18 protein-coding genes and 1 pseudogene are annotated in these 20598 nt (G+C 66.1%); 9 read left to right on the forward strand and 10 right to left on the reverse strand.

Annotated elements, in window-relative coordinates:
- Positions 1 to 2: 2 nt before the first annotated feature.
- Both AC5Y4T_RS03110 and AC5Y4T_RS03115 read left to right on the forward strand, forming a co-directional pair.
- A complete protein-coding gene (locus tag AC5Y4T_RS03110; protein ID WP_499915444.1) occupies positions 3 to 761 on the forward strand; it encodes a sensor domain-containing protein in 759 nt (252 codons plus the stop codon).
- A 27-nt stretch (positions 762 to 788) separates the two neighbouring features.
- Entirely contained in the window at positions 789 to 1532 is a 744-nt protein-coding gene (locus AC5Y4T_RS03115; RefSeq protein ID WP_499915446.1) for a sensor domain-containing protein, read from the forward strand.
- Positions 1533 to 1598: 66 nt separating this feature from the next.
- Here AC5Y4T_RS03115 and AC5Y4T_RS03120 read toward each other — a convergent pair whose 3' ends face one another.
- Entirely contained in the window at positions 1599 to 3635 is a 2037-nt protein-coding gene (locus AC5Y4T_RS03120) for a glycoside hydrolase family 15 protein (RefSeq protein ID WP_499915448.1), read from the reverse strand.
- Positions 3636 to 3757: 122 nt separating this feature from the next.
- Between AC5Y4T_RS03120 and AC5Y4T_RS03125 the strand changes: the two genes are divergently transcribed.
- The 5 genes from AC5Y4T_RS03125 (at position 3758) to AC5Y4T_RS03145 (ending at position 8111) form a co-directional block, all read left to right on the forward strand.
- Positions 3758 to 3961: a hypothetical protein gene (locus AC5Y4T_RS03125; RefSeq protein ID WP_499915450.1), complete on the forward strand. Its 204-nt coding sequence runs from the start codon at positions 3758 to 3760 to the stop codon at positions 3959 to 3961.
- 331 nt (positions 3962 to 4292) lie between these two features.
- Positions 4293 to 5324, forward strand: a complete 1032-nt coding sequence (locus AC5Y4T_RS03130) for a sulfate ABC transporter substrate-binding protein (RefSeq protein WP_499915452.1) — start codon at positions 4293 to 4295, stop codon at positions 5322 to 5324.
- Complete coding sequence (gene cysT, locus AC5Y4T_RS03135) at positions 5321 to 6193, forward strand: sulfate ABC transporter permease subunit CysT (RefSeq protein WP_499915454.1); 873 nt, start codon at positions 5321 to 5323, stop codon at positions 6191 to 6193. Before AC5Y4T_RS03130 ends, cysT begins: the two co-directional genes overlap by 4 nt.
- On the forward strand, positions 6190 to 7008 hold the full coding sequence (gene cysW / locus AC5Y4T_RS03140; RefSeq protein WP_499915456.1) for a sulfate ABC transporter permease subunit CysW: 819 nt from the start codon (positions 6190 to 6192) through the stop codon (positions 7006 to 7008). The genes cysT and cysW overlap by 4 nt, the downstream gene beginning before the upstream one ends.
- A gap of 8 nt (positions 7009 to 7016) precedes the next feature.
- Positions 7017 to 8111, forward strand: a complete 1095-nt coding sequence (locus AC5Y4T_RS03145; RefSeq protein WP_499915458.1) for a sulfate/molybdate ABC transporter ATP-binding protein — start codon at positions 7017 to 7019, stop codon at positions 8109 to 8111.
- Positions 8112 to 8141: 30 nt separating this feature from the next.
- Here AC5Y4T_RS03145 and AC5Y4T_RS03150 read toward each other — a convergent pair whose 3' ends face one another.
- The 3 genes from AC5Y4T_RS03150 to AC5Y4T_RS03160 form a co-directional block, all read right to left on the reverse strand.
- Entirely contained in the window at positions 8142 to 8885 is a 744-nt protein-coding gene (locus AC5Y4T_RS03150) for a phosphoadenylyl-sulfate reductase (RefSeq protein ID WP_499915460.1), read from the reverse strand.
- The gene (locus tag AC5Y4T_RS03155; protein ID WP_499915461.1) at positions 8882 to 10549 is read right to left on the reverse strand and encodes a nitrite/sulfite reductase; all 1668 of its coding nucleotides are present in this window, start codon (positions 10547 to 10549) and stop codon (positions 8882 to 8884) included. Before AC5Y4T_RS03155 ends, AC5Y4T_RS03150 begins: the two co-directional genes overlap by 4 nt.
- Positions 10550 to 10662: 113 nt before the next feature.
- Positions 10663 to 10728, reverse strand: coding sequence for an Ms4527A family Cys-rich leader peptide (locus AC5Y4T_RS03160; protein ID WP_353852123.1), 66 nt, complete (start codon positions 10726 to 10728; stop codon positions 10663 to 10665).
- Between the two features lie 220 nt (positions 10729 to 10948).
- Here AC5Y4T_RS03160 and hemW point away from each other — a divergent pair, with 220 nt between their 5' ends.
- The gene (gene hemW / locus AC5Y4T_RS03165) at positions 10949 to 12121 is read left to right on the forward strand and encodes a radical SAM family heme chaperone HemW (protein WP_499915462.1); all 1173 of its coding nucleotides are present in this window, start codon (positions 10949 to 10951) and stop codon (positions 12119 to 12121) included.
- A gap of 17 nt (positions 12122 to 12138) precedes the next feature.
- Here the strand turns inward: hemW and AC5Y4T_RS03170 are convergent.
- Positions 12139 to 13381, reverse strand: a pseudogene (locus AC5Y4T_RS03170) (sodium-dependent bicarbonate transport family permease).
- Between the two features lie 475 nt (positions 13382 to 13856).
- Here AC5Y4T_RS03170 and AC5Y4T_RS03175 point away from each other — a divergent pair.
- Entirely contained in the window at positions 13857 to 15215 is a 1359-nt protein-coding gene (locus AC5Y4T_RS03175) for a salicylate synthase (protein WP_499915464.1), read from the forward strand.
- A gap of 21 nt (positions 15216 to 15236) precedes the next feature.
- Here the strand turns inward: AC5Y4T_RS03175 and AC5Y4T_RS03180 are convergent, their stop codons facing one another.
- The 5 genes from AC5Y4T_RS03180 to AC5Y4T_RS03200 are packed head-to-tail and all read right to left on the reverse strand — an operon-like array spanning position 15237 to position 20475.
- Entirely contained in the window at positions 15237 to 16151 is a 915-nt protein-coding gene (locus tag AC5Y4T_RS03180) for a MerR family transcriptional regulator (RefSeq protein ID WP_499915465.1), read from the reverse strand.
- A gap of 14 nt (positions 16152 to 16165) precedes the next feature.
- Positions 16166 to 17668: a flavin-containing monooxygenase gene (locus AC5Y4T_RS03185; protein ID WP_499915466.1), complete on the reverse strand. Its 1503-nt coding sequence runs from the start codon at positions 17666 to 17668 to the stop codon at positions 16166 to 16168.
- Positions 17665 to 18585 (reverse strand): ferritin-like domain-containing protein, encoded by a 921-nt coding sequence (locus tag AC5Y4T_RS03190; protein ID WP_499915468.1) that lies wholly within the window; start codon positions 18583 to 18585, stop codon positions 17665 to 17667. The genes AC5Y4T_RS03185 and AC5Y4T_RS03190 overlap by 4 nt, the downstream gene beginning before the upstream one ends.
- 25 nt (positions 18586 to 18610) lie before the next feature.
- Positions 18611 to 19468 (reverse strand): SDR family NAD(P)-dependent oxidoreductase, encoded by an 858-nt coding sequence (locus AC5Y4T_RS03195; RefSeq protein WP_499915470.1) that lies wholly within the window; start codon positions 19466 to 19468, stop codon positions 18611 to 18613.
- Between the two features lie 2 nt (positions 19469 to 19470).
- Positions 19471 to 20475: an alpha/beta hydrolase gene (locus AC5Y4T_RS03200; RefSeq protein WP_499915472.1), complete on the reverse strand. Its 1005-nt coding sequence runs from the start codon at positions 20473 to 20475 to the stop codon at positions 19471 to 19473.
- Between the last annotated feature and the right edge of the window lie 123 nt (positions 20476 to 20598).

Here is a 20598-nt window from a genome sequence, read left to right on the forward strand (position 1 = left end):
CCATGCGAATGCGGGGAATGGCGACGGTGCTGATGGCCGTCGCCGCAGTGGCGACGGGCTGCGGTGACGTCGTGGCCGGCACGGCGAAGCCGGCGGCGAACCTGAAGCCGGCACCGCTCAGCGGCGCGACGGTCAAGCAGGTGCTCCTCGACGGCGCGACGCTGTCGCGGATGCTCGATCAGACCTTCGTGGCGCGTGATCCGGCCTCATTCGGCGGGCCCGAAAAGCTTTATCAGGTCAAGCGATCGACAACGCAGGCCGGCTGCCTGGGGGTGACGGCGATGTTGCAGCAGGGCGTGTACCGGTCGGCCGACGTGAAAGATGTTGCGTCGGAGTCGTGGTGGAACAACGGCCAACCGGCGCAGGTGATCGTGGTCGAGGAGGGCGTGGTCACGCTTCCGTCGGCCACGCAGGCCCGGGCGCTGTTCGCTCAGTTCTCGGGGCAGTGGCAGCAGTGCAACGGCATGACGACGTCGGAACAGTCCGGTCCGATCAGCACCACGAACGTCATCAGCGATGTCCGCGCCACCGAATCCACCGTCGCGGCAACCAAAACCGCGACATCCATACTGCCCAACATGCCGCCCCTGCGACCGACCCCGCAGGCACGCGCCATCGGCATCCGGTCGAACTGCCTCGTCGAGGTGCAGGTGGTGTTCTTCGGCGGACGCCGGTCCTCTGACCCGGGATCGGCGGACATCAACTCCAGCGCGATCGACGTGGCGCACGCCCTGATGGACAAAGTCAGCGCGCTGGGCTGACGTCGCGCCGGGGAGGCAAGGAACGAAGTGACAAGCAGCGGGCGCCCGCTGGCCGCTTTGGTTGCGGTGCTGCTGGCGAGCGGGTGCACCAAAACCACTTCTGGCACAGCCACTCTGGCGCCGGACGCGGGGCGGGTGCCGGCCATCAAGCGGGCCTTGTTCGACGGCACCGCGCTGGCAAGGCTGCTCGGTCAGCCGTTTCAGCCCTACCCGCACTACTCGGAGTTCGGGGGCACGGACAAGTTGGGAAGCAACTGGGACAACGGCCAGCCCGCCGACTGCATCGGAGTCGTTCACCTGATGCAGCGGGGCACCTATGGTTCAGCGCCGATCCAAGACACTGCCGCCGAAATGTGGGTGCACAAGGGTGATTCCGTGAAGGTCGACAGCATCCAGGAAGGCATCGTGGCGTTGCGCACGACCGAGGACGCCAGCGCGTTGTTCGCCAAATTCACCGCGCAGTGGCAGAAGTGCGACGGCACCACGCTGACCGTCGAGCCCATCGACATATGGGGTTCGGACGCCATCTCCGACGTACGCGTCCGGGATTCCGTTGTCGCGGCTACCGTTTCGATGGGGTCCGGCCCACACGGGGGTTTGAACGCAATCCCCACCGCGCGGGCCCTCGGCGTCAAGGGGCCTTACCTGGTCGAGGTCACCGTCGACTTCATTCCGATCTATACCCCGGCAGACGCGGGGAACGCCGATATCAACTCGACGGCCGTCGACCTCACCCACGCGCTCATGGACAAGCTCAGCAGCCGCGGCTGACGCGCTGCGGGGTCTGATGGTGGCGACCCGCTTCGCCCGGCTCACGCCGCGCTTGCGATCGCCACGTCACATCGGAGCGTTCGCCGGCTGGAACATCCCGGAGCCGTCGGCTTCCTCCTCGGCGCGAATGACGTGCACCACTGCGTTGATCAGCGCCAGGTGGGTGAACGCCTGCGGGAAGTTGCCCAGCTGCCGGCCGGTGCGCGGCTCGATCTCCTCGGCGTAGAGGTGCAGCGGGCTGGCGTAGGACAGCAGCCGCTCACACAGGCGTTTGGCGCGCCGCACCTCACCGATCTCGACCAGCGCCGACACCAGCCAGAACGAGCAGATCGTGAAGGTGCCCTCTTCGCCGGACAGCCCATCGTCGGTCTCCTCGACCCGGTAGCGCAGCACCAGGCCTTCCTGGGTGAGCTCGTCGGCGATCGCCAAGACGGTGTTGCGCACCCGCGGGTCATCCGGTGGCAGGAACCGCGTCAGCACCACCAACAGCAGCGAGGCGTCCAGCGCGTCACTGCCGTAGCGCTGGGTGAAGACCCCGCGCGAGTCCACGCCGTGTTGCAGGATGTCGTTCTTGATCTCCTCGGCGATCGCCCGCCACTGCTGGGCATAGCTCTTCTCGCCCTGCCGCTCGGCCAGCTTGGCTCCGCGGTCGAGCGCCACCCAGCACATCACCTTCGACGACGTGAAGTGCTGCGGTTCCCCGCGCACCTCCCAGATGCCGCGGTCCGGCTCGCGCCAGTGCTTGATCGCCTCCTCCACCTGCTTCTTCAGCACCGGCCACAACGTCTCCGGGACCTGCTCGCGCGACTTGGCGTGCAGGTAGAAGGAATCCAGGATGGAGCCCCAGATATCGTGCTGGATCTGGTCGTAGGCGCCGTTGCCGATTCGCACCGGTCGGGCGTGGTCGTAGCCCGATAGGTGATGCAGCTCTTCTTCGACCAGGCTGCGTTCGCCACCCACGCCGTACATGACCTGCAGCGGGTGCCGCTCGTTGTGGTTCGCGCCGGAGACGTCGGCGATGAACGCGAAGAAGTCGTCGGCCTCGCGGTCGAGCCCCAGCGTGTACAGACCCCACAACGCGAATGTCGAGTCGCGCACCCACGCGTAGCGGTAATCCCAATTGCGTTCGCCCTGCGGCGTTTCCGGCAGCGACGTGGTGCTGGCCGCCAGCAGCGCACCGGTGGGCGAATAGGTCAGGCCCTTCAGCGTCAGCGCGCTGCGCTGCAGGTACGCGCGCCACGGGTGGTCGGGGAAGTTACCGATGTTGATCCACTGCCGCCAACACTCGGTGGTCTGCCACATTTTCTCGGCGGCCTCTTGGTAGGTCTGCGGCGCCGGGTGCTTGGTCCAGCTCAGCGCGACGAACACGTCGTCGCCCTCTTTCATCCGGGTGCGCGCGCGGGCCTCCCGGCCTTCGAGCCCAATACGCAGATTGCTCGTGAGCCGCATCGTCGGGTGGGCGTCGGGATCCTTGGTGGCGCGCGCGACGGCCTCGCCATACGCGTTGGCCGAGTACTCCCAGGCGGCGCCGACGCGGTGGTAGTCGAACGCCGGCTCGCAGCTCATCATCAATTCGACGGTGCCGCTGACGCAACGCACGGTGCGCAGCAGGATGTGCTCGGCATCCCAGTCCATCGGCGTGCGGCGATGGGTCCGCGACCGCCGCTCCAGGTCGTGCCAGGGCCCCATGACCAGCGCGTCACGCACGATCAGCCACCCGGTGTGGGTCTGCCAGGTGGTCTCCATGATGAGGCTGCCGGGAAGGTAGCGGCGGGCCGAGGGCACCGAGACGCCGTACGGCCCCAGCCGGAAGTGGCCGGCGCTGCGGTCCAAGATCGCGCCGAACACGCTGGGGGAGTCCGGCCGCGGCACGCACAGCCATTCCACCGACCCGGCCGGCGAGATCAGGCAGGTGGTTTCCCAGTCCGACAGGAATGCGTAGTCGGCGATCGGCGGAAACGGATTCCGCAGGGCCGCACTGGGAGCGAGCGGCCCGGCCGTGCGCAAGTCGATCGACGAAGACGCCGCCGACGCGGCCGCGGGAAACGCGTCCTCGGGCGCGGTGTCGGTCGGCTGGTCTTCGGGTTGGGCATGCAGAACCATCTGGACATCATCGCTGCTCAGTGATCGCGCGTCCAACCTTTCGGCGAGGTGGCGTGGCGCGCGCCGGGGCAGTCGTGCGCCGACCTTTCGCGCATTGGTCTTCGGCAGCCGGGCCGAATAAGGTGGGCCCCGTGAACGCGTTCCTCAATTGGTGGGACGGCAACGAGCTTTGGCTTTCGGGGCTTCCTTTCGTAGTGCAGGCCATGGTGGTCATGCCGATCGTGCTGGTGGTGGCCTACGCGGTGGCGGCCGCGTTGGATGGCCTACTCGGCAAGGGTATCGAACTGATGCGCCGCGCCCGCCACGCCGACGGGGCGCCCGAGTAACGCGCATGCCTCGATCACACGTGACGCTGATCCTTGGCATCCTGGTGGCGCTGGTGCTCGTCACGTGGTTGGTCACCCACCTGGTGCACCACTAGGGGCCGTGGCCCGGTCGCCCCCCGTCGCGGTGGCGGCAACGTCAATTCCTGTTAGGCTTCCCGCCATGCGCGTGGCATTCGGCATTCCGGGCTGCTATCCCTTCGTGCACTGTTGTCGCTGACTCCCAAACCCGTACGCGGTCTGGTCTGGAGTTATCGAATTCTCCTGAAGTTCTAGGTGCCTATCCGCAGAAACGGGACCGAAATCCCCTACGTTCCGCATCGGAAGGCCCTCAATGGACATCAGGACCGCAACACAGTGGCGGCCCGTCCTCGCCCTTGCCCTGCTTGCCGGCCTCATCGCCGGATGCCACGGCGGTGCCAGTGATGCCGTCGGTGGCGGCGGGCTGGCCAACGCGCGCACCAGCATCACCCTGGTGGCCTACTCGGTCCCAGAACCGGGGTGGAGCAAGATAATTCCGGCGTTCAATGCCTCCGATGAGGGAAAGGGCGTGCAAGTCGTCACTTCCTATGGGGCATCCGGCGACCAGTCCCGCGGCGTCGTCGACGGCAAGCCGGCCGACGTCGTGAACTTCTCCGTCGAACCCGACATCGCTCGTCTTGTGAAGGCCGGCAAGGTTTCCAAGGACTGGAATGTCGACGCCACCAAGGGAATTCCGTTCGGCTCGGTTGTCACACTGGTGGTGCGAAAGGGCAATCCGAAGAACATCAAGGATTGGGATGACCTGTTGCGGCCGGGCGTCGAGGTCATCACCCCGAGCCCACTGAGTTCCGGATCGGCCAAGTGGAATCTGCTCGCGCCGTACGCCGTCAAGAGCGAAGGGGGCGCCCATAGTGATGCCGGCGTGGATTTCATCAAGAAGCTGGTGACCGAACACGTCAAACTGCGCCCCGGATCTGGGCGCGAAGCCACCGATGTTTTCGTCCAGGGCAGCGGTGATGTATTGATCAGCTACGAGAACGAGGCCATCGCCACGGAGCGGGCGGGAAAGCCGGTCGAACACATCAATCTGGCGCAGACCTTCAAGATCGACAACCCGGTGGCCGTGGTCAACACCAGCCCGCACCTGGACGCCGCCGTCGCCTTCAAGAACTTCCAATACACCGCCGCGGCCCAAAAGGTCTGGGCGCAGGCCGGTTTCCGTCCGGTCGATCCGGCCGTCGCCGCCGATTTCCGAAACCAGTACCCGGTACCGGCGAAACTGTGGACCATCGCCGACCTGGGCGGCTGGACCACGGCGGATCCGCAGCTGTTCGACAAGAACAGCGGCAGCATCACCAAGATCTACACGAAGGCGACCGGATGACGGCCATCACGCCGGACCCGCTGGCGATCCGGCCCGAGCTCAGCGGTGACGCACCACCGGGACCGCTTCCCGGGCGCGGCCGCGGGACCACCGCCCTTCGGGTCGGAGCGGCCACGGTGTGGCTGTCGGTGATCGTGCTGCTGCCGCTGGCGGCCATCGCCTGGCAATCCGCCGGTGGCGGCTGGCACGCCTTCTGGCTCGCGGTCTCCTCGAACGCCGCGGTCGAGTCGTTCCGGGTGACCCTGACGATCTCGGCCGGGGTGACCGTGCTCAACCTGGTCTTCGGCCTGGTCATCGCCTGGGTGCTGGTGCGTGACGACTTTCCGGGCAAGCGGCTGGTCGACGCGATCATCGATCTGCCGTTCGCGCTGCCCACGATCGTCGCCAGCCTGGTGATGCTGGCGTTGTACGGCAACAACAGCCCGGTCGGCCTGCACCTGCAGCACACGTCATGGGGTGTGACGGTGGCGCTGGCCTTCGTCACCCTGCCGTTCGTGGTGCGCGCCGTCCAGCCGGTGCTCTTGGAATTGGATCGCGAAACCGAGGAGGCCGCGGCGTCGCTCGGTGCCAGCGGCCCGAAGATCTTCACCTCCGTGGTGCTGCCGTCGCTGCTGCCCGCGTTGTTGTCCGGTGCGGGCCTGGCATTCTCCCGGGCCATCGGCGAATTCGGATCCGTGGTTCTCATCGGGGGTGCGGTGCCGGGCAAGACCGAAGTGTCGTCGCAGTGGATACGCACCCTGATCGAGAACGACGACCGCACCGGCGCCGCCGCGATATCGATTGTGCTGTTGGCCATTTCGTTTGTCGTGCTGCTCATCCTGCGGATCGTGGGCGGGCACGCGGCCAAGCGAGAGGAGCTGTCCGCATGACATCGTCTGCGGGAGTGCGCTATTGGTTGCGGTTCATCGCCCTCGGATACATCTTCGTCCTGCTGGTCGTCCCGGTGGCGTTGATCCTGTGGCGCACGTTTGCGCCCGGGCTCGGCCAGTTTTACGCCTGGGTGAGCACCCCCGCCGCGATATCGGCGCTGAATCTGACGCTGCTCGTGGTCGCCATCGTGGTGCCCCTCAACGTCGTCTTCGGCATTCCCACGGCATTGGTGCTCGCGCGCAACAGGTTTCGTGGTAAGGGCGTGCTGCAGGCCGTCATCGACCTGCCGTTCGCCGTCTCGCCCGTCATCGTGGGCGTCGCGTTGATCGTGTTGTGGGGGTCGGCCGGTGCGCTGGGGTTCGTGGAGCAAGACCTCGGGTTCAAGATCATCTTCGGCCTGCCCGGAATCGTGCTCGCCAGCATCTTCGTCACGCTTCCTTTCGTGGTTCGCGAAGTCGAGCCGGTGCTGCACGAGCTGGGAACCGACCAGGAGGAGGCGGCGGCCACCCTGGGTTCGGGGTGGTGGCAGACCTTCTGGCGGATCACCTTGCCGTCCATCCGGTGGGGCCTGACCTACGGCATCGTGTTGACTATCGCACGTACGCTCGGGGAATACGGCGCAGTGCTCATGGTGTCCTCGAACCTGCCCGGGAAGTCGCAGACACTGACGCTGCTCGTCTCCGACCGCTACAACCGCGGCGCGGAGTACGGCGCCTATGCGCTGTCCACGCTGCTGATGGGAGTCGCCGTGCTGGTGTTGGTTTTCCAGGTGGTGCTCGACGCGCGCCGCACACGAGCGGCCAGACAGGCATGACGAGGGGAATGACCGTGACCGACGCCGGCTCCAACCGCGACGACCTCGCCATCATCGTGCGTGATGCCAACAAACGCTATGGCGATTACGTCGCCCTGGACCACGTCGACTTCGTCGTGCCCACCGGCTCGCTGACGGCCTTGCTGGGTCCCAGCGGTTCGGGAAAGTCGACCCTGCTGCGTACCATCGCCGGCCTCGACCAGCCCGACACCGGAACCGTCACCATCTACGGCCGCGACGTGACCCGGGTGCCCCCCCAGCGCCGCGGCATCGGATTCGTGTTCCAGCACTACGCGGCGTTCAAGCACTTGACGGTCCGCGACAACGTGGCCTACGGGCTCAAGGTCCGCAAGCGACCCAAGGCCGAGATCAAAGCCAAAGTCGACAATCTGCTGGAAGTGGTTGGACTGAGCGGGCTTGCGGCCCGTTACCCCAACCAGCTGTCCGGCGGTCAGCGCCAGCGGATGGCACTGGCGCGGGCGCTGGCCGTCGATCCGCAGGTGCTGCTGCTCGACGAGCCGTTCGGAGCGCTGGACGCCAAGGTGCGCGAGGACCTGCGAGCGTGGTTGCGGCGCCTGCACGACGAGGTGCACGTGACCACGGTGCTGGTGACCCACGACCAGGCCGAGGCATTGGACGTCGCCGACCGCATCGCGGTGCTCAACCAGGGCCGCATCGAGCAGATCGGTTCACCGACCGACGTCTATGACACCCCGGCGAACGCGTTCGTGATGTCGTTCCTCGGTGCGGTCTCCACCCTGAACGGCACCCTGGTACGCCCGCACGACATCCGGGTGGGTCGCAACCCCCAGATGGCGATCGCCGGCGGGGACGGCACCGCCGATTCCGTCGGGGTGGTGCGCGCCGTCGTCGACCGCGTGGTCACGCTGGGTTTCGAGGTACGGGTCGAGCTGACCAGTGCCGCCACCGGCGGCTTCTTCACCGCCCAGATCACCCGCGGCGACGCCGAGGCGCTGGCCCTGCGCGACGGCGACACCGTCTACGTGCGCGCCACCCGCGTTCCGCCGATCGCCCTTGATTCCGCCGACGCTAGCCGCGCGCACGGGGCCGACGAAGATGACAACACGCTGACGTCGGCGTAACCGCCGAGGTCGCCGGGGTGCACGCGGGAGCTAAGAGGCGTGCAATCCGCATTCCGTCTTGGCGCGTCCCTGCCAGCGACCGCTGCGCGGGTCGGCGCCCGCCAGCGGCTTGGCCGTGCAGGGCTCGCAGCCGATCGATGAATAGCCTTCGTAGATAAGCGGATTGACCAGAACGCCGTGCTCGTCGATGTAGTTCTGCACATCTTCGTCGGTCCACGTCGCCATCGGGTTGACCTTCACCAGCTTGAAGCCCTCGTCGAAGCCGACCACCGGTGCGTTGGCGCGCGTCGCCGTCTCCGACCGGCGCAGCCCCGTCACCCACGCCGAGTACCCGCGCAGCGTCTTGCCGAGCGGCTCGACCTTGCGCAGCCGGCAGCATTCTCCCGGGTCGCGCGCGAACAGATCCTTGCCCCGCAGTTTGTCCTGCTCGGCGACGCTCTGCTCGGGAGTGACGTTGAGCACCCGGATGTCATACACGGACTCGATCGCGTCCCGGGTGCCGATGGTCTCCACGAAGTGATATCCGGTGTCCAGGAACACTACCGGCACACCCGGACGCGCCTTGGCCGCCAGATCGATCAACACGGCCTCCTGCATGCTGGAGGCCACCACATAGTTGCAGGTGGCCCAGCCGCGGGGCCCATTGACGCCGCCGAATGTCTGGTCAGTCCACCGCAACACGTCGGCGGCGGTGGCGCCTTCCAGCTCGGCCGCGCCGCGAGCGGCAAGCGCGCGCAGCTCGGCTTCCGGAAGCCTGGTCGTTCGTTCGCTCATCGCAAATCGTCCTCGTCTGCCCTCATAGCCCACTGTGCGAAACGTTCACCCTCACCGCGATATTTCAGGAAGTTGCGTGTTACCCGCTCGATGTAGTCGCCGAGCTCGTCGCTGGTGACCTTGTGCTGGCGCAGCTTTCGGCCGAACCCGCTGTCCAGGCCCAGGCTTCCGCCCAGGTGCACCTGGAAAGCCTCGACGGAGCCGCCGTTTCCGTCGTCGACCATTTGGCCCTTGAGCCCGATGTCGGCGACCTGAATGCGCGCACACGAATTGGGGCAACCGTTGAGGTTGACGGTGATCGGCACGTCGAGTTGCTCGTTGACGTCCGCGAGGCGGCGCTCCAAGTCGGGCACCAAAGACTGCGCCTTGACCCGGGTTTCGGCGAAGGACAACTTGCAGAACTCAATCCCTGTGCACGCCATCACATTCCGGCGCCAATGTGACGGCTGAGTGTGCATGCCGAGCGCCTCGAGGCCCGCGATCAGCTCGTCGAGCTTGTCGTCGGGCACGTCGAGGATGACCAGCTTCTGGTACGGGGTGAGCCGGATCCGGTCCGACCCGGCCCCCTCGGCGAGGTCGGCCACGGCGGTGAGGATGGTGCCCGACACCCGTCCCGCGATCGAGGCGACGCCCACCGCGTTGAGCCCGTTCTTGAGCCGCTGCACGCCGACGTGGTCGATCGGGCGCTTCAGCGGCTCGGGAGCCGGGCCGTCGATCAGCGGACGCTTGAGGTACTCGGTTTCGAGGACTTCGCGGAATTTCTCGATGCCCCAGTCCTTGATGAGGAACTTCAGCCGCGCCTTGGACCGCAGTCGTCGGTAGCCGTAGTCGCGGAAGATCGAGGTGACCGCGTTCCACACGTCGGGCACGTCTTCGAGCGGCACCCAGGCGCCGACCCGCTGGGCCAGCATCGGGTTGGTCGACAGCCCGCCACCGACCCACAGGTCCAGCCCGGGGCCGTGCTCGGGGTGGTTGACGCCGATGAACGCGATGTCGTTGACCTCGTGCACCACATCCTGCAGGCCCGAGATCGCGGTCTTGTACTTGCGCGGCAGGTCGGCGAAGTCGGGCTGGCCGATGTAGCGGCGCGCGATCTCCTCGATCGCCCAGCTGGGGTCGAGCACTTCGTCGAGCGACTCCCCGGCCAGCGGTGAGCCCAGGATCACCCGGGGGCAGTCACCGCACGCCTCGGCGGTCTGCAGCCCGACCTCGGTCAGCCGCCGCCAGATTTCGGGGACGTTCTGGACCTCGATCCAGTGGTACTGCACATTCTCGCGGTCGGTGATGTCGGCGGTGTCGCGGGCGAATTCGGTGGAGATTTGGCCCACAGTGCGCAGCGCGGCCGCCGAGAGCGCGCCGCCGTCGCAGCGCACCCGCATCATGAAGTACTTCGCCTCCAGCAATTCGGCGTTGTCGTCGCCGGTGAACGTGCCGTCGTAGCCCTGTTCGCGCTGGGTGTAGAGGCCCCACCAGCGGAAGCGCCCGCGCAGGTCGCTCTTGTCGATGCTGTCGAAGCCGTCGCGGGCATAGATCGTCTCGATGCGCTCCCGCACGTCCAGCGGGGCGCCGGCCTGCTTCATCTCTTCGTTCGGGTTCAGCGGCTCACGATTCCCCAGTGCCCATTGGCCCTCGTTACGGGCCTTCGCGGGTCGGGCGGTGGTCATCGGAAGTTCTCTCCTTCAACAAGATCGCCAGCGCGGCCAGCACAGTTCACCGGCACTTTTGGGCGGCGCGGAACCTCGGCCAGCTGGAGACACAGGGGGCTGGGTCTACCACGTCAAGGCAGACAGATACAGCTGCAGACGCGCTTGAGATCAATGTGCCGTCGCGCCACGAGCACCATGTGCGGGCTGGGCTGGGCGACAGTCACGCCACCATTGTGCCATGGATGCCGAAGGGCCGTGCGAGCAGGTCAAATCTCGGCTCACGGTGATTAAAAATACCGTGCAATTCTGGTAAATCGCACTCGCATACCCTTCAATCCGATCCTTCGCTGAGGGCGGCGGGTGCCGCAGCCGAACCGACGGCCCGGGGCCGACACGTTCGTCGTGGGATCATTTGGCATGGCCATTCGCGAGAAGCCGGTCGACCTGCCCGACATCGGGGTGGTCGCCGGGCGGCCGTTTGGGATTTACGTGCATGTCCCGTTCTGCGTAACACGTTGCGGCTACTGCGATTTCAATACTTACACCCCGGCCGAGCTGGGTGGCGTGAATCCGGACGCCTGGCTCAGCGCGCTGGGGGCGGAACTGGAACTGGCCGCCGCGAGATTGCAGGCGCCGCCGGTGAATACGGTGTTCGTCGGTGGCGGGACGCCTTCGCTGCTCGGGGGACCGCGGATGGCGACGCTGCTGGGCATGGTGCGTCAGCACTTCACGTTGGCTCCGGATGTTGAGGTCACCACCGAGGCCAATCCCGAGTCGGCATGGCCCGATTTCTTCGACGCCATCCGAGCGGCCGGCTACACCCGGGTATCGCTGGGGATGCAGTCGGTGGCGCCGCACGTGCTGGGTGTCCTTGACCGCATCCACACGCCGAACCGGTCAGCAGCCGCGGCCCGCGAGGCGCTGGCCGCGGGATTCGGGCATGTCAGCCTCGATTTGATCTACGGGACTCCGGGGGAGTCCGACGACGACCTGTTGCGCTCGGTCGATACCGCCGTCGAGACCGGCGTGGATCACGTGTCCGCCTATGCGCTGGTGGTCGAGGACGGCACCGCTCTGGCTCGGCGAGTCCGGCGCGGCGAACTGGCCGCACCGGATGACGACGTGTTGGCGCATCGCTACGAATTGGTGGATGCGCGGCTGTCGCAGGCGGGACTGTCCTGGTACGAGGTGTCCAACTGGTCGCGGCCCGGCGGTGAGTGCCGGCACAATCTCGGCTATTGGGACGGCGGCCAGTGGTGGGGCGCTGGGCCGGGCGCACACGGGTACGTCGGTACGACGCGTTGGTGGAACGTCAAGCACCCCAACGCTTATGCGGAGAGGTTGGGCGCCGCGGCGCTGCCGGTGGCCGGGTTCGAGCAGCTCGACGCCGACACCTTGCACACCGAGGACGTGTTACTGAAAACCCGGCTGCGTCAAGGCCTTCCAATTGACCTGCTGAGCGCTGCCGAGCGCGGCCGCGCCCAGGGTGTGGTTGCCGACGGGTTGTTGGTGTCCGACGGTGAGAGGCTGGTCCTGACTCCGCGGGGACGGCTGCTGGCCGACGCGGTGGTGCGAACGCTGTTGGCCTAGCGGCGTTGTCCGTGCGGTCAGACGCCGAACCAGTGCTCGAAGGCGCGGGCTATCTCGATGTAAAGCGGGATCCCCACGGTGACGTTGTAGGAGAACGTCAGGCCCAGGGATGCGGCTAGCGGTAGCGTCGGGCTCGCCTCGGGGATCGCCAGGCGCTGCACCGCGGGGACCGCGATGTAGGACGCCGCGCCGCACAGAACGGCGAATAACACGTATGTCCCGGTCTTGAAGTCGGTGTGGGTCAGCGATGCGTAGCTGCAGGCGACGATGATGCCCAGTGTCGCAAAGACATTCGGCGCCACCAGGCCGAAGACGATGAAACCGGGACCCGCGCTGCGAAGGTCCTTCAACTTGCGCGACGCCGTCATTCCCATCTCGAGCAGGAATAGACACAGCACGCCCCTGGAAGGCCAGCACGAAGAATTTGTCGTCGTCGGCGACGACCTTCTGCCCCTGCAGTCCACTGACCAGGCCGATGATGATGCCGCCCATCAACAGGACGAGGCCGGGATTGAGGAAAACCTCCTGGAACAGCTCCCGGGAAAAAATCGGCACCCGCTTGCCCGTGGTGCGCGCAGGCCTCGGATCGGGCTCCCAATCGGCGTGTTCCAGCTTTTCCAGCGAGAGCTCCAGCTCCTGCTCGATGGCGGCTTCCTCCTGGCTCTCGAGGCTCTGGCCCTGCGGCGGACGCGCGGCGGTGCCGGGCCCGACCCCGACCTTGACGGGCGGTGTGTAGCCGGCCTCGTCGGGCATGTAGCCCGCGGAATCCATGCCCCGATGGCGAAGTCGCGCCACGAAATACAGCGCGACCAAGCAGCCCGGGATCTCCATCACCGCCAGCATCACCGGCATGTAGGCGTTGAAAGCGACGTTCACCGCGGCCAGGACGGCCACGCAGGTGGCGAAGGTGCCCGCTGAATCCGACCCGTAATAGCCGGCGATGGTTGCGCGATCGACTTTTCGGAGGGATTTGAGTCGGCTGAGGCCCAGGTAGGCCAGGCCGCCGATCAGGCAGTTCAGTGCGAAGCCCAGGACCATGAACCCCACGATGGCCCCGACGCTCGATGCGCTGACCTGTGCGAGTTCTTCCCCGCCGTGCCAGCCGATGGCCAGCAACAGATACATGGTCAACCCCTGATAGATGACGTAGGGGAACTCGAACCGCACTTTGAGAATGGGAATCAGGAACCCGAAGTAAAAGAACAGCAGTAGCGGTTTGAACAGGTTATGGGTGAAGTTGTGCCAGAACTCCTGCAGCATCGATGCCTCCGTTGGTTAGAGCGCTGATCTGGGGAAGCACCGTCCGCAAGCGGAGCAACCACGAAACATCGCGACGACCGTCAAGAATTTATCCCCGCCGCTGACTGGTCGCCACTCGAACACGCGCCGGGCAACGACGCCTTCATCGCCTGCCCACGGTCGCCAAAACGCAGGTCAAGACGAAATCAACCCGGCAAGAGTTCTCTTGTTTTCGGCCCTCGGACGCCACCAGTTTGGTGTGAGAATACTGTGCATTTACTGTGGAGTTAATTCGCTCTGCGTTTGGAATTGAGCTAAGAAAAGTCTGGCTGTCGAAGCCGCTTATTGTGCGGCGGCGATGTAAACGACTGGGAAACACTCGGAGTCGCGATCCGCACAGCCGCTCGCATCTGGGCGGGCAGAACTCAGGCAATCGGGGCACTGTTCGGGGGATCGGTTGCGCGTGGCTACATAGGTTAGGCTACATTTACTAACCGTGACCGAGGTCAGCGTCGAGACAAGTTCCGCCGGCTCTGAGTCGCCGTCGATTCCGCTCCCCTTGCATATCGATCCGGCCGATCTTGCGGCCGAGCTCGTCGCGAAACTGTCCGAGCGCGCCGGCGAAGAGTATCTGCTCTACGAGCGCGGCGGTGAATGGGTGCTGGCCACGGGCATACGCGCCATGATCGAGCTGGACAGCGACGAGCTGCGAGTGAGCCGCGACGGCGTGACCCGAAGCCAACAATGGTCGGGCAGGCCCGGGCCGGTTCTCGGCGAGGCCATCGACCGGCTGTTGCTGGAAACCGACCAGCTCTTCGGCTGGATCGCCTTCGAATTCGGCGTGTACCGCTACGGGCTGCAGCAGCGCCTGGCACCGGGAACCGCACTGGCCCGGGTGTTTTGGCCGCGTGGCCGCATCGTGGTGACCCGGGAGGAGGTCCGGCTGTTCGGTGCGTCGGCGAGCCACCGGGACGAAGTGCTGGGCGTGCTGGCCGCCGGAGTGCCCGACGTGCGCGTCGCCTCGGCGGTCGACGTGGGGGCTGACCCGTCCGCCTATCGTGATCGGGTGGCGTCGGCCGTCGGCGAGATCGCCGCGGGCCGCTACCACAAGGTGATCCTTTCCCGGTCCCTCGAAGTGCCTTTCCCGCTTGATTTCCCGTCCACCTATCGGCTGGCCCGACGGCACAACACCCCGGTGCGGTCGTTCCTGCTGCGGCTGGGTGGCATTCGCGCCGTCGGTTATAGCCCCGAACTGGTCGCCGCGGTCCATCGCGACGGGCTCGTGGTAACCGAACCGTTGGCGGGCACCCGTGCGCTCGGCCATGGCGAGGTCCGTGACCGCCAGGCGCGCGACGACCTGGAGTCCAATTCCAAAGAGATTGTCGAGCACGCTATTTCAGTGCGAAGCTCGCTGCAGGAAATGGCCGAGATCGCCGAGCCGGGCACCGCCGTCGTCACCGATTTCATGACGGTGCGGGAACGGGGGAGCGTGCAGCACCTCGGCTCCACGGTCAGCGGTCAGCTGGGTACGGGAAATGACCGGATGGATGCGCTCGAAGCACTGTTCCCGGCCGTCACCGCATCGGGCATTCCGAAAGCGAATGGGGTAGAAGCGATCATGCGCCTCGACGAGGGGCCTCGCGGCCTGTATTCGGGTGCGGTCGTCATGTTTTCAGCCGACGGTGGGCTTGATGCGGCGCTGACGCTGCGGGCAGCCTACGAACACGACCGCAGGACCTGGCTGCGGGCAGGTGCGGGCATCATCGGGGAGTCCACACCCGACCGCGAGTTCGAAGAGACCTGCGAAAAGCTCTCCACACTCGCGCCGTATCTGATTGCGCGCCAAGAGCTTTAGCGTGGCTTGACAGCCACGTGCTCAGGCCGAGGAGCTCGATTCCAGGTAGTCGGCCAAGATGCGGCCGACGAGCGATTCGATACTGGATTCGATCGACGAGGCGAGCGTGGCGGTGACGGTCGCCACGGCTTGCGTTCGGAAGCGCACCAGCATGGTGATCAGCTCGGCGATTTCGGCGTCGGCCGGCAGCGGTTCACCGGGCTTGATGCGATCCAGCACGTGTTCGGCCCCGGCACGCACCAGCATGTCGCTGATCTTGTCGATCTCCGGGACGATCTGCTCGTGGAGGTCGATGAGCTTGTCGATCTCGACGCCATAGCCGCGTATTTCGTTGAAGGCTTCGATGAGCTTCGGGCGGGTGACGGTGGCTTGCGTCCCGTCGATCCGGATCACCTGCAGCGCCACCAGGCGTTCGAACGCGTCGGGGTCGTCGACCAGTCGCCGGGCGTCGGCCAGCGTCATCGTTTCCGGCTTTTCGGTGGTCCAGGCGCCGACGATCGCGGTCTCGAGGCCCAGCACGTCGCCGAGGTTCTTGCCTTCTTCCCACGCGCTGAGCATTTCTCGCACGTGTGCGATGTTGTACCCGCGGTCGAGCATCGAGGTGATGAGCCGCAGCCGGGTCAGGTGGGTGTCGTTGAACAGCGCGATGCGGCCCACTCGCAGGGGTGGCGGCAGCAGCCCGCGGTCGCGGTAGACGCGGATGTTGCGGGTGGTGGTACCGGCCAGCCGGGCCAGGTCGTCGATCCGGTATTCGCCGGAGTTTGCCGTGCCGTGCGGGTGCCGGGCCGCCGCATCGAAGAGCTGTGACACCGCCCCCTCGATGAGTTGGCGGTATTCCCGCGATTGGCGCCGAACCCGTTTGGGTGCGCGCCGCACGTTGTGCAGCACGCTGGCGATGGTGCCGGGTTCGGGCCGCGCGGCGCGTTCGGTGGCCATGTCAGTACGGCATCTCAGGCCGACGCGGTGGCCTGTGCCTTCGCGTGATGTGCCACCGCCTGATAGTCCTGGTACCGGAAATCCCGCATCTGACGAAGATACTGCGTGGCAAACCCGGGGTACATCGAGACGTTGCGTCCGTCCTTGGTCAAATACCAACTGCTGCAACCCGACATCCAGGTCGTCTTGGTTAGCCGCCGCTGAATGCGTTCGTTATAGCGGCGCTGTACGTCCTGGCGAACGTCGAGGTAACGCAGGTCGCCCTCCAGAATGGTCGTGATGCCACGGACGGCGTAGTCGAGTTGCCCTTCGATGTAGACCAGCAGCGAATTGTGACCGGGCCCGGAGTTCGGGCCTGTCATGAAGAACAGGTTCGGGTAACCGTGCGCGCTGGCGCTCTTGTAAGCCTGTGCGCCATCGGCCCATTCGGCGCTCAGCGAACGTCCACCCAAACCGGTGACCGGGAACGGCGGACCCGTCAGATGCACGTCGTAGCCGGTGGCGAACACCAGGCAATCCAAGTGGTGTTCGATGCCATCGCTGGTGCGTAGACCGACCGGGCTGAGCGTCGCGATCGGCCAGTCGATCAGCTTGCAGTTGTCGCGTTGAAGGGCGGGGTAGTAGTCACTGGACACCAGCATCCGCTTGCAGCCGGGGGTGAAGTCCGGCGTCAGCTGGCGGCGCAGCCATGGGTCTTTGACCTGTCGGCGCAGGTGCATCTTGCCCAGCCGGGCGACCACCGAGGTCAACGGCGTGTTCCACACCAACGCCGTCGCGCTTGCCTCGTGCCCCCAATACAGCGCCTGGCGCGCAAGCTGTTGCAACGCAGGCGCTTTGGCGAAGGCCTCCTGTACCGCGGGCGGCGTCGGGAAGTCGAAGCGGGGAAGCACCCAACCCGGCGTGCGCTGGAACACCTTGACGAACTCGGCCTGCTTGACCAGTTCGGGGATGATCTGGATCGCACTGGCACCGGTGCCGATGACCCCCACCCGCTTGCCGGCGAAGTCGTAATCGGAGTCCCAGTGGGCGCTGTGAATCTTGTGGCCCCGGTAGGTCTCGATGCCGCGGATGTCGGGGAAGCTGGAATCCGGCAGCGGGCCGGACGCAAGGATCACCGTGCGGGCCCGAAAGCGCTTGCGGGCGGCCGTGGTTGCGGTCCACACGCCGGCGTCCTCGTCGAAGGACAGCCCGGTGACTTCCTGCCCGAACTGAACGTGGCGACGGATGTCGAATCGGTCGGCCATCTCTTCGAGGTGGTTGCGGATCTCGTCGGCGGGCGAGTAGGTCCGCGACCAGGTCGGATTCTTGACGAACGAGAACGAGTACAGCAGCGACGGAATGTCGCAGCTGGCACCGGGATAGCTTGTGTCGCGCCAGGTTCCGCCGACTCGGTCGCTGCGCTCCAGGATGACGACGTCGTCGACGCCGGCCTGGGCGAGCTTGATCGCCGCGCCCAGACCGCTGAAGCCGGCTCCCACGATGAGCGTCGCGTAGGTGTGTGCCTTTGCCATGGTCATGCCGCCGGCTCGTGAGTGACTTCGCGGACCCAGGTGGGTACCGACGGCAGCAGCGGCCGCGGGTACCGCTCGGACAGCCAGACCATCGAATTGGCCAGCAGGTGGTAGGGGTGGCGGGGATTCGTCACCACTCCGGCGTAGCGCCTCAGGAACCGGTAGGTCGGTACCCGCCTGGCGTGCTCGGCGCGGTCGCCCAGTTCCTTGAATCGCTTGACGGCCCTATAGAGTCGCTCGGGCTCCATGCCCATGGCGACGATCTCGTTGCGGATTCTGTTGATCAGCGGTGCCCCCATCACCGCGCCGATGATGAGGCCCGGGGTTGCGTTGTGGCCGATGAAGTCGATCAGCATTCGTCGGATCTTCGCGTGACCGATCATGTCGAGAACTTCGAAATCGACCACTAGATGGCGTGATTCGTCGTTGTTGATTTTCTCGAAGACCCGATGGCACACCGGGTCGTGTACCTCGTCGAGGAGGAATTTCAGCAGTGCGCCGTCCAGCGCGACTTCCAGCATCGGGATGACGGTGCCGAGCAGTGACAGTGGCATGTCGTCGGCCCAGCGGTCCAGCCAGTCGATCGCCAGTCGGATGTTGACGTTCGGCTCGGGAACCTCGCCGTCCTCGAGCATGCCCCAGCGCTTCATCAGCGCTAGTTCGGCGTTGGCGTGCCGCTGCTCCTCGGCGTGGAAGTAGCGGTAGATCTCGCCGATGGTGGGGGTGGGTGCCTTCTTGGCCAGCGCCGCGAATCCTCTGGCGCCGATGTTTTCGATCCAGCACAGGTCGGCCATGAACGCCTTGAGTTGGGGCCGCTGCTCATCGGTGATCGTGTCGGCACCGGGTGCGTCCCAATCGATGTCGGCGAGCGCCCACTGTCGATCCTTGATCTTGGCGAGCATGGCTTCCATGTCGATGGCCATCAAAACGCTCCTTTGCGTCGGGTGATCAGGGCAGGTTGATTCGGGACACCCGGCCGGCCGCACGCGTATAGGTCTGTGGGGCCAGGCGTTTGATGTTCCAGCCGATTTTGGCGTCGAACTGTGGCATGCAGTACAGCTCGCCGCGGTCGTGGGCGTCCAAGCAGGTGCGTGCGACCTTCTCCGCCGATAATCCGGTCCAGCGCATCAATTTTCCGGCCAGTTCGCTCGACTGCTCGCTGATGCGGCCGGACTCGATGATGTTGGTCTTGACGAAGGTCGGGCACAGCACGGTGACCCGCACCGGCGTGCCGGCCAACTCCGCGGCGAGGGTTTCCGAGAGTGAGAGCACACCGGCCTTGCTGACGTTATAGGCGGCCATGCCGGGCGCCGCACCGAACGCCGCGGCGGAGGCCACATTGATAATGCCCCGCGGCGCGTGCGACGGTTCGGCCTCGCGCAGGATCGGGGTGAACACGTGGCAGCCGTGAATGGGGCCCCACAAGTTGATACCCAGGGTCCACAGCCAGTCGTCCAGCGGCGCTTCGCCGATGGCGGCGCCGCCCGCACCGACGCCGGCGTTGTTGATCACCAGAGTGGGTGGCGCGGCGAACCAGGACTGCGACTGTTCGGCCAACGCTTGTACGTCGTCGAATCGCGATACGTCGCAACGGATTGCGACCGCCTTCGCACCGTGCTCGTTGATCGTGTCCGCCGTCCGCTGCGCGGCCGCTTCGTCTATGTCACTGCACACCACTGCGCCGCCGCGCTTGCCGAGTTCGATGGCGAAGGCGGCACCGATGCCGCTTCCGGCGCCGGTCACCACCGCGGACGCGCCGCGGCTGGTTTTCGACCGATCGAACAGTCTGTCCAGGGGGCCGAACATGGTCAGTGGACCTCCTCGGTGACGGCGCGCGCATCCTGCAGGGCGTGAGCGATGAATCGCGCCACGTAGGCCATGGCCTTGGCGGCCTCGGGCGTCATGCGCGGCAACGCCTGAAAGACGTGCACCTGATGGGGCCAGATCTGCAGTTCGCATCTGCCGCCGGCGGTGCGGATGTCGGCGGCGAGCTGGCGCGCGTCCTCCTGCAGCATTTCGGCGCCACCGGCCTGGACCAGGGTGGGCGGAAGCGCGGCGCCGCGGGCGACGTCGAGCGTCAACCGCTGGTGGGTCAAGTCGGTGCCGCTGTGATAGAGGCCGACCAGGCGGACCGCGTTCGCCGCCCGGGTGGCGGGATCGGGGCGTATCCGTTCACGGGCCAGCGCCAGTTCGAACGTGAGGTCGTACAGGGGGGACAACAGCACCATGGCGGCGGGGTGCTCGACCTCGGACTGCAGCAGCAAGTCCACCGACAGGTGACCGCCCGCCGAATCTCCTGCTATCACAATCTGTTTCGGGGAGACGCCACAGGTATTGACCAGCCAGTCCCAGCCCGCGCGGACGTCGTCGGCAGCGGTGGGGAAGCGATGACGCGGTGCAAGTCGGTAGTCGATGCAGAACACCGGAAGGCCGGTCAGGGCGGATAGCCAGGATGTCAACCGTCGGTGCGTCTTTGGCGAACACACGGCGTATCCGCTGCCGTGGACGTAGTAGATCGCACCCTCGCTGATCGATGAGCGCTCGGTTTCGCTTGTGGGTGTTCGCGGCCCATAGACCCATTCACCCTTGACGCGGCGGCCGTCGGGAAGCCTGACGTCTACCGGCTCGACACGGGTGCCCGCGAGCGACGGCCCGAAGGTCCCCATGATTCTGGCAACGATCTGGCGCGATAACCACAGCCCCCAGGCGCGTTCGGGCGGAATCACGCTGGTGATCGGCCGAAGGGTGTACGTACTTACCGCTGCCGCGCCGCGGGACCTCAACGACCCGCGAGCCGGAACGCCGTCCGTCATACAACGCAGTCAACATCAAATGGTGACATTGGTCAATGGCAGCTTTTGAAGATGCGCGCTGACGGCGATCACAACCTGCTCCGGCAGTGGCGACGCTGGCATCAGCTGACTGCCGAGTTCGCA

Source organism: Mycobacterium sp. NGS11 (assembly GCF_059813315.1).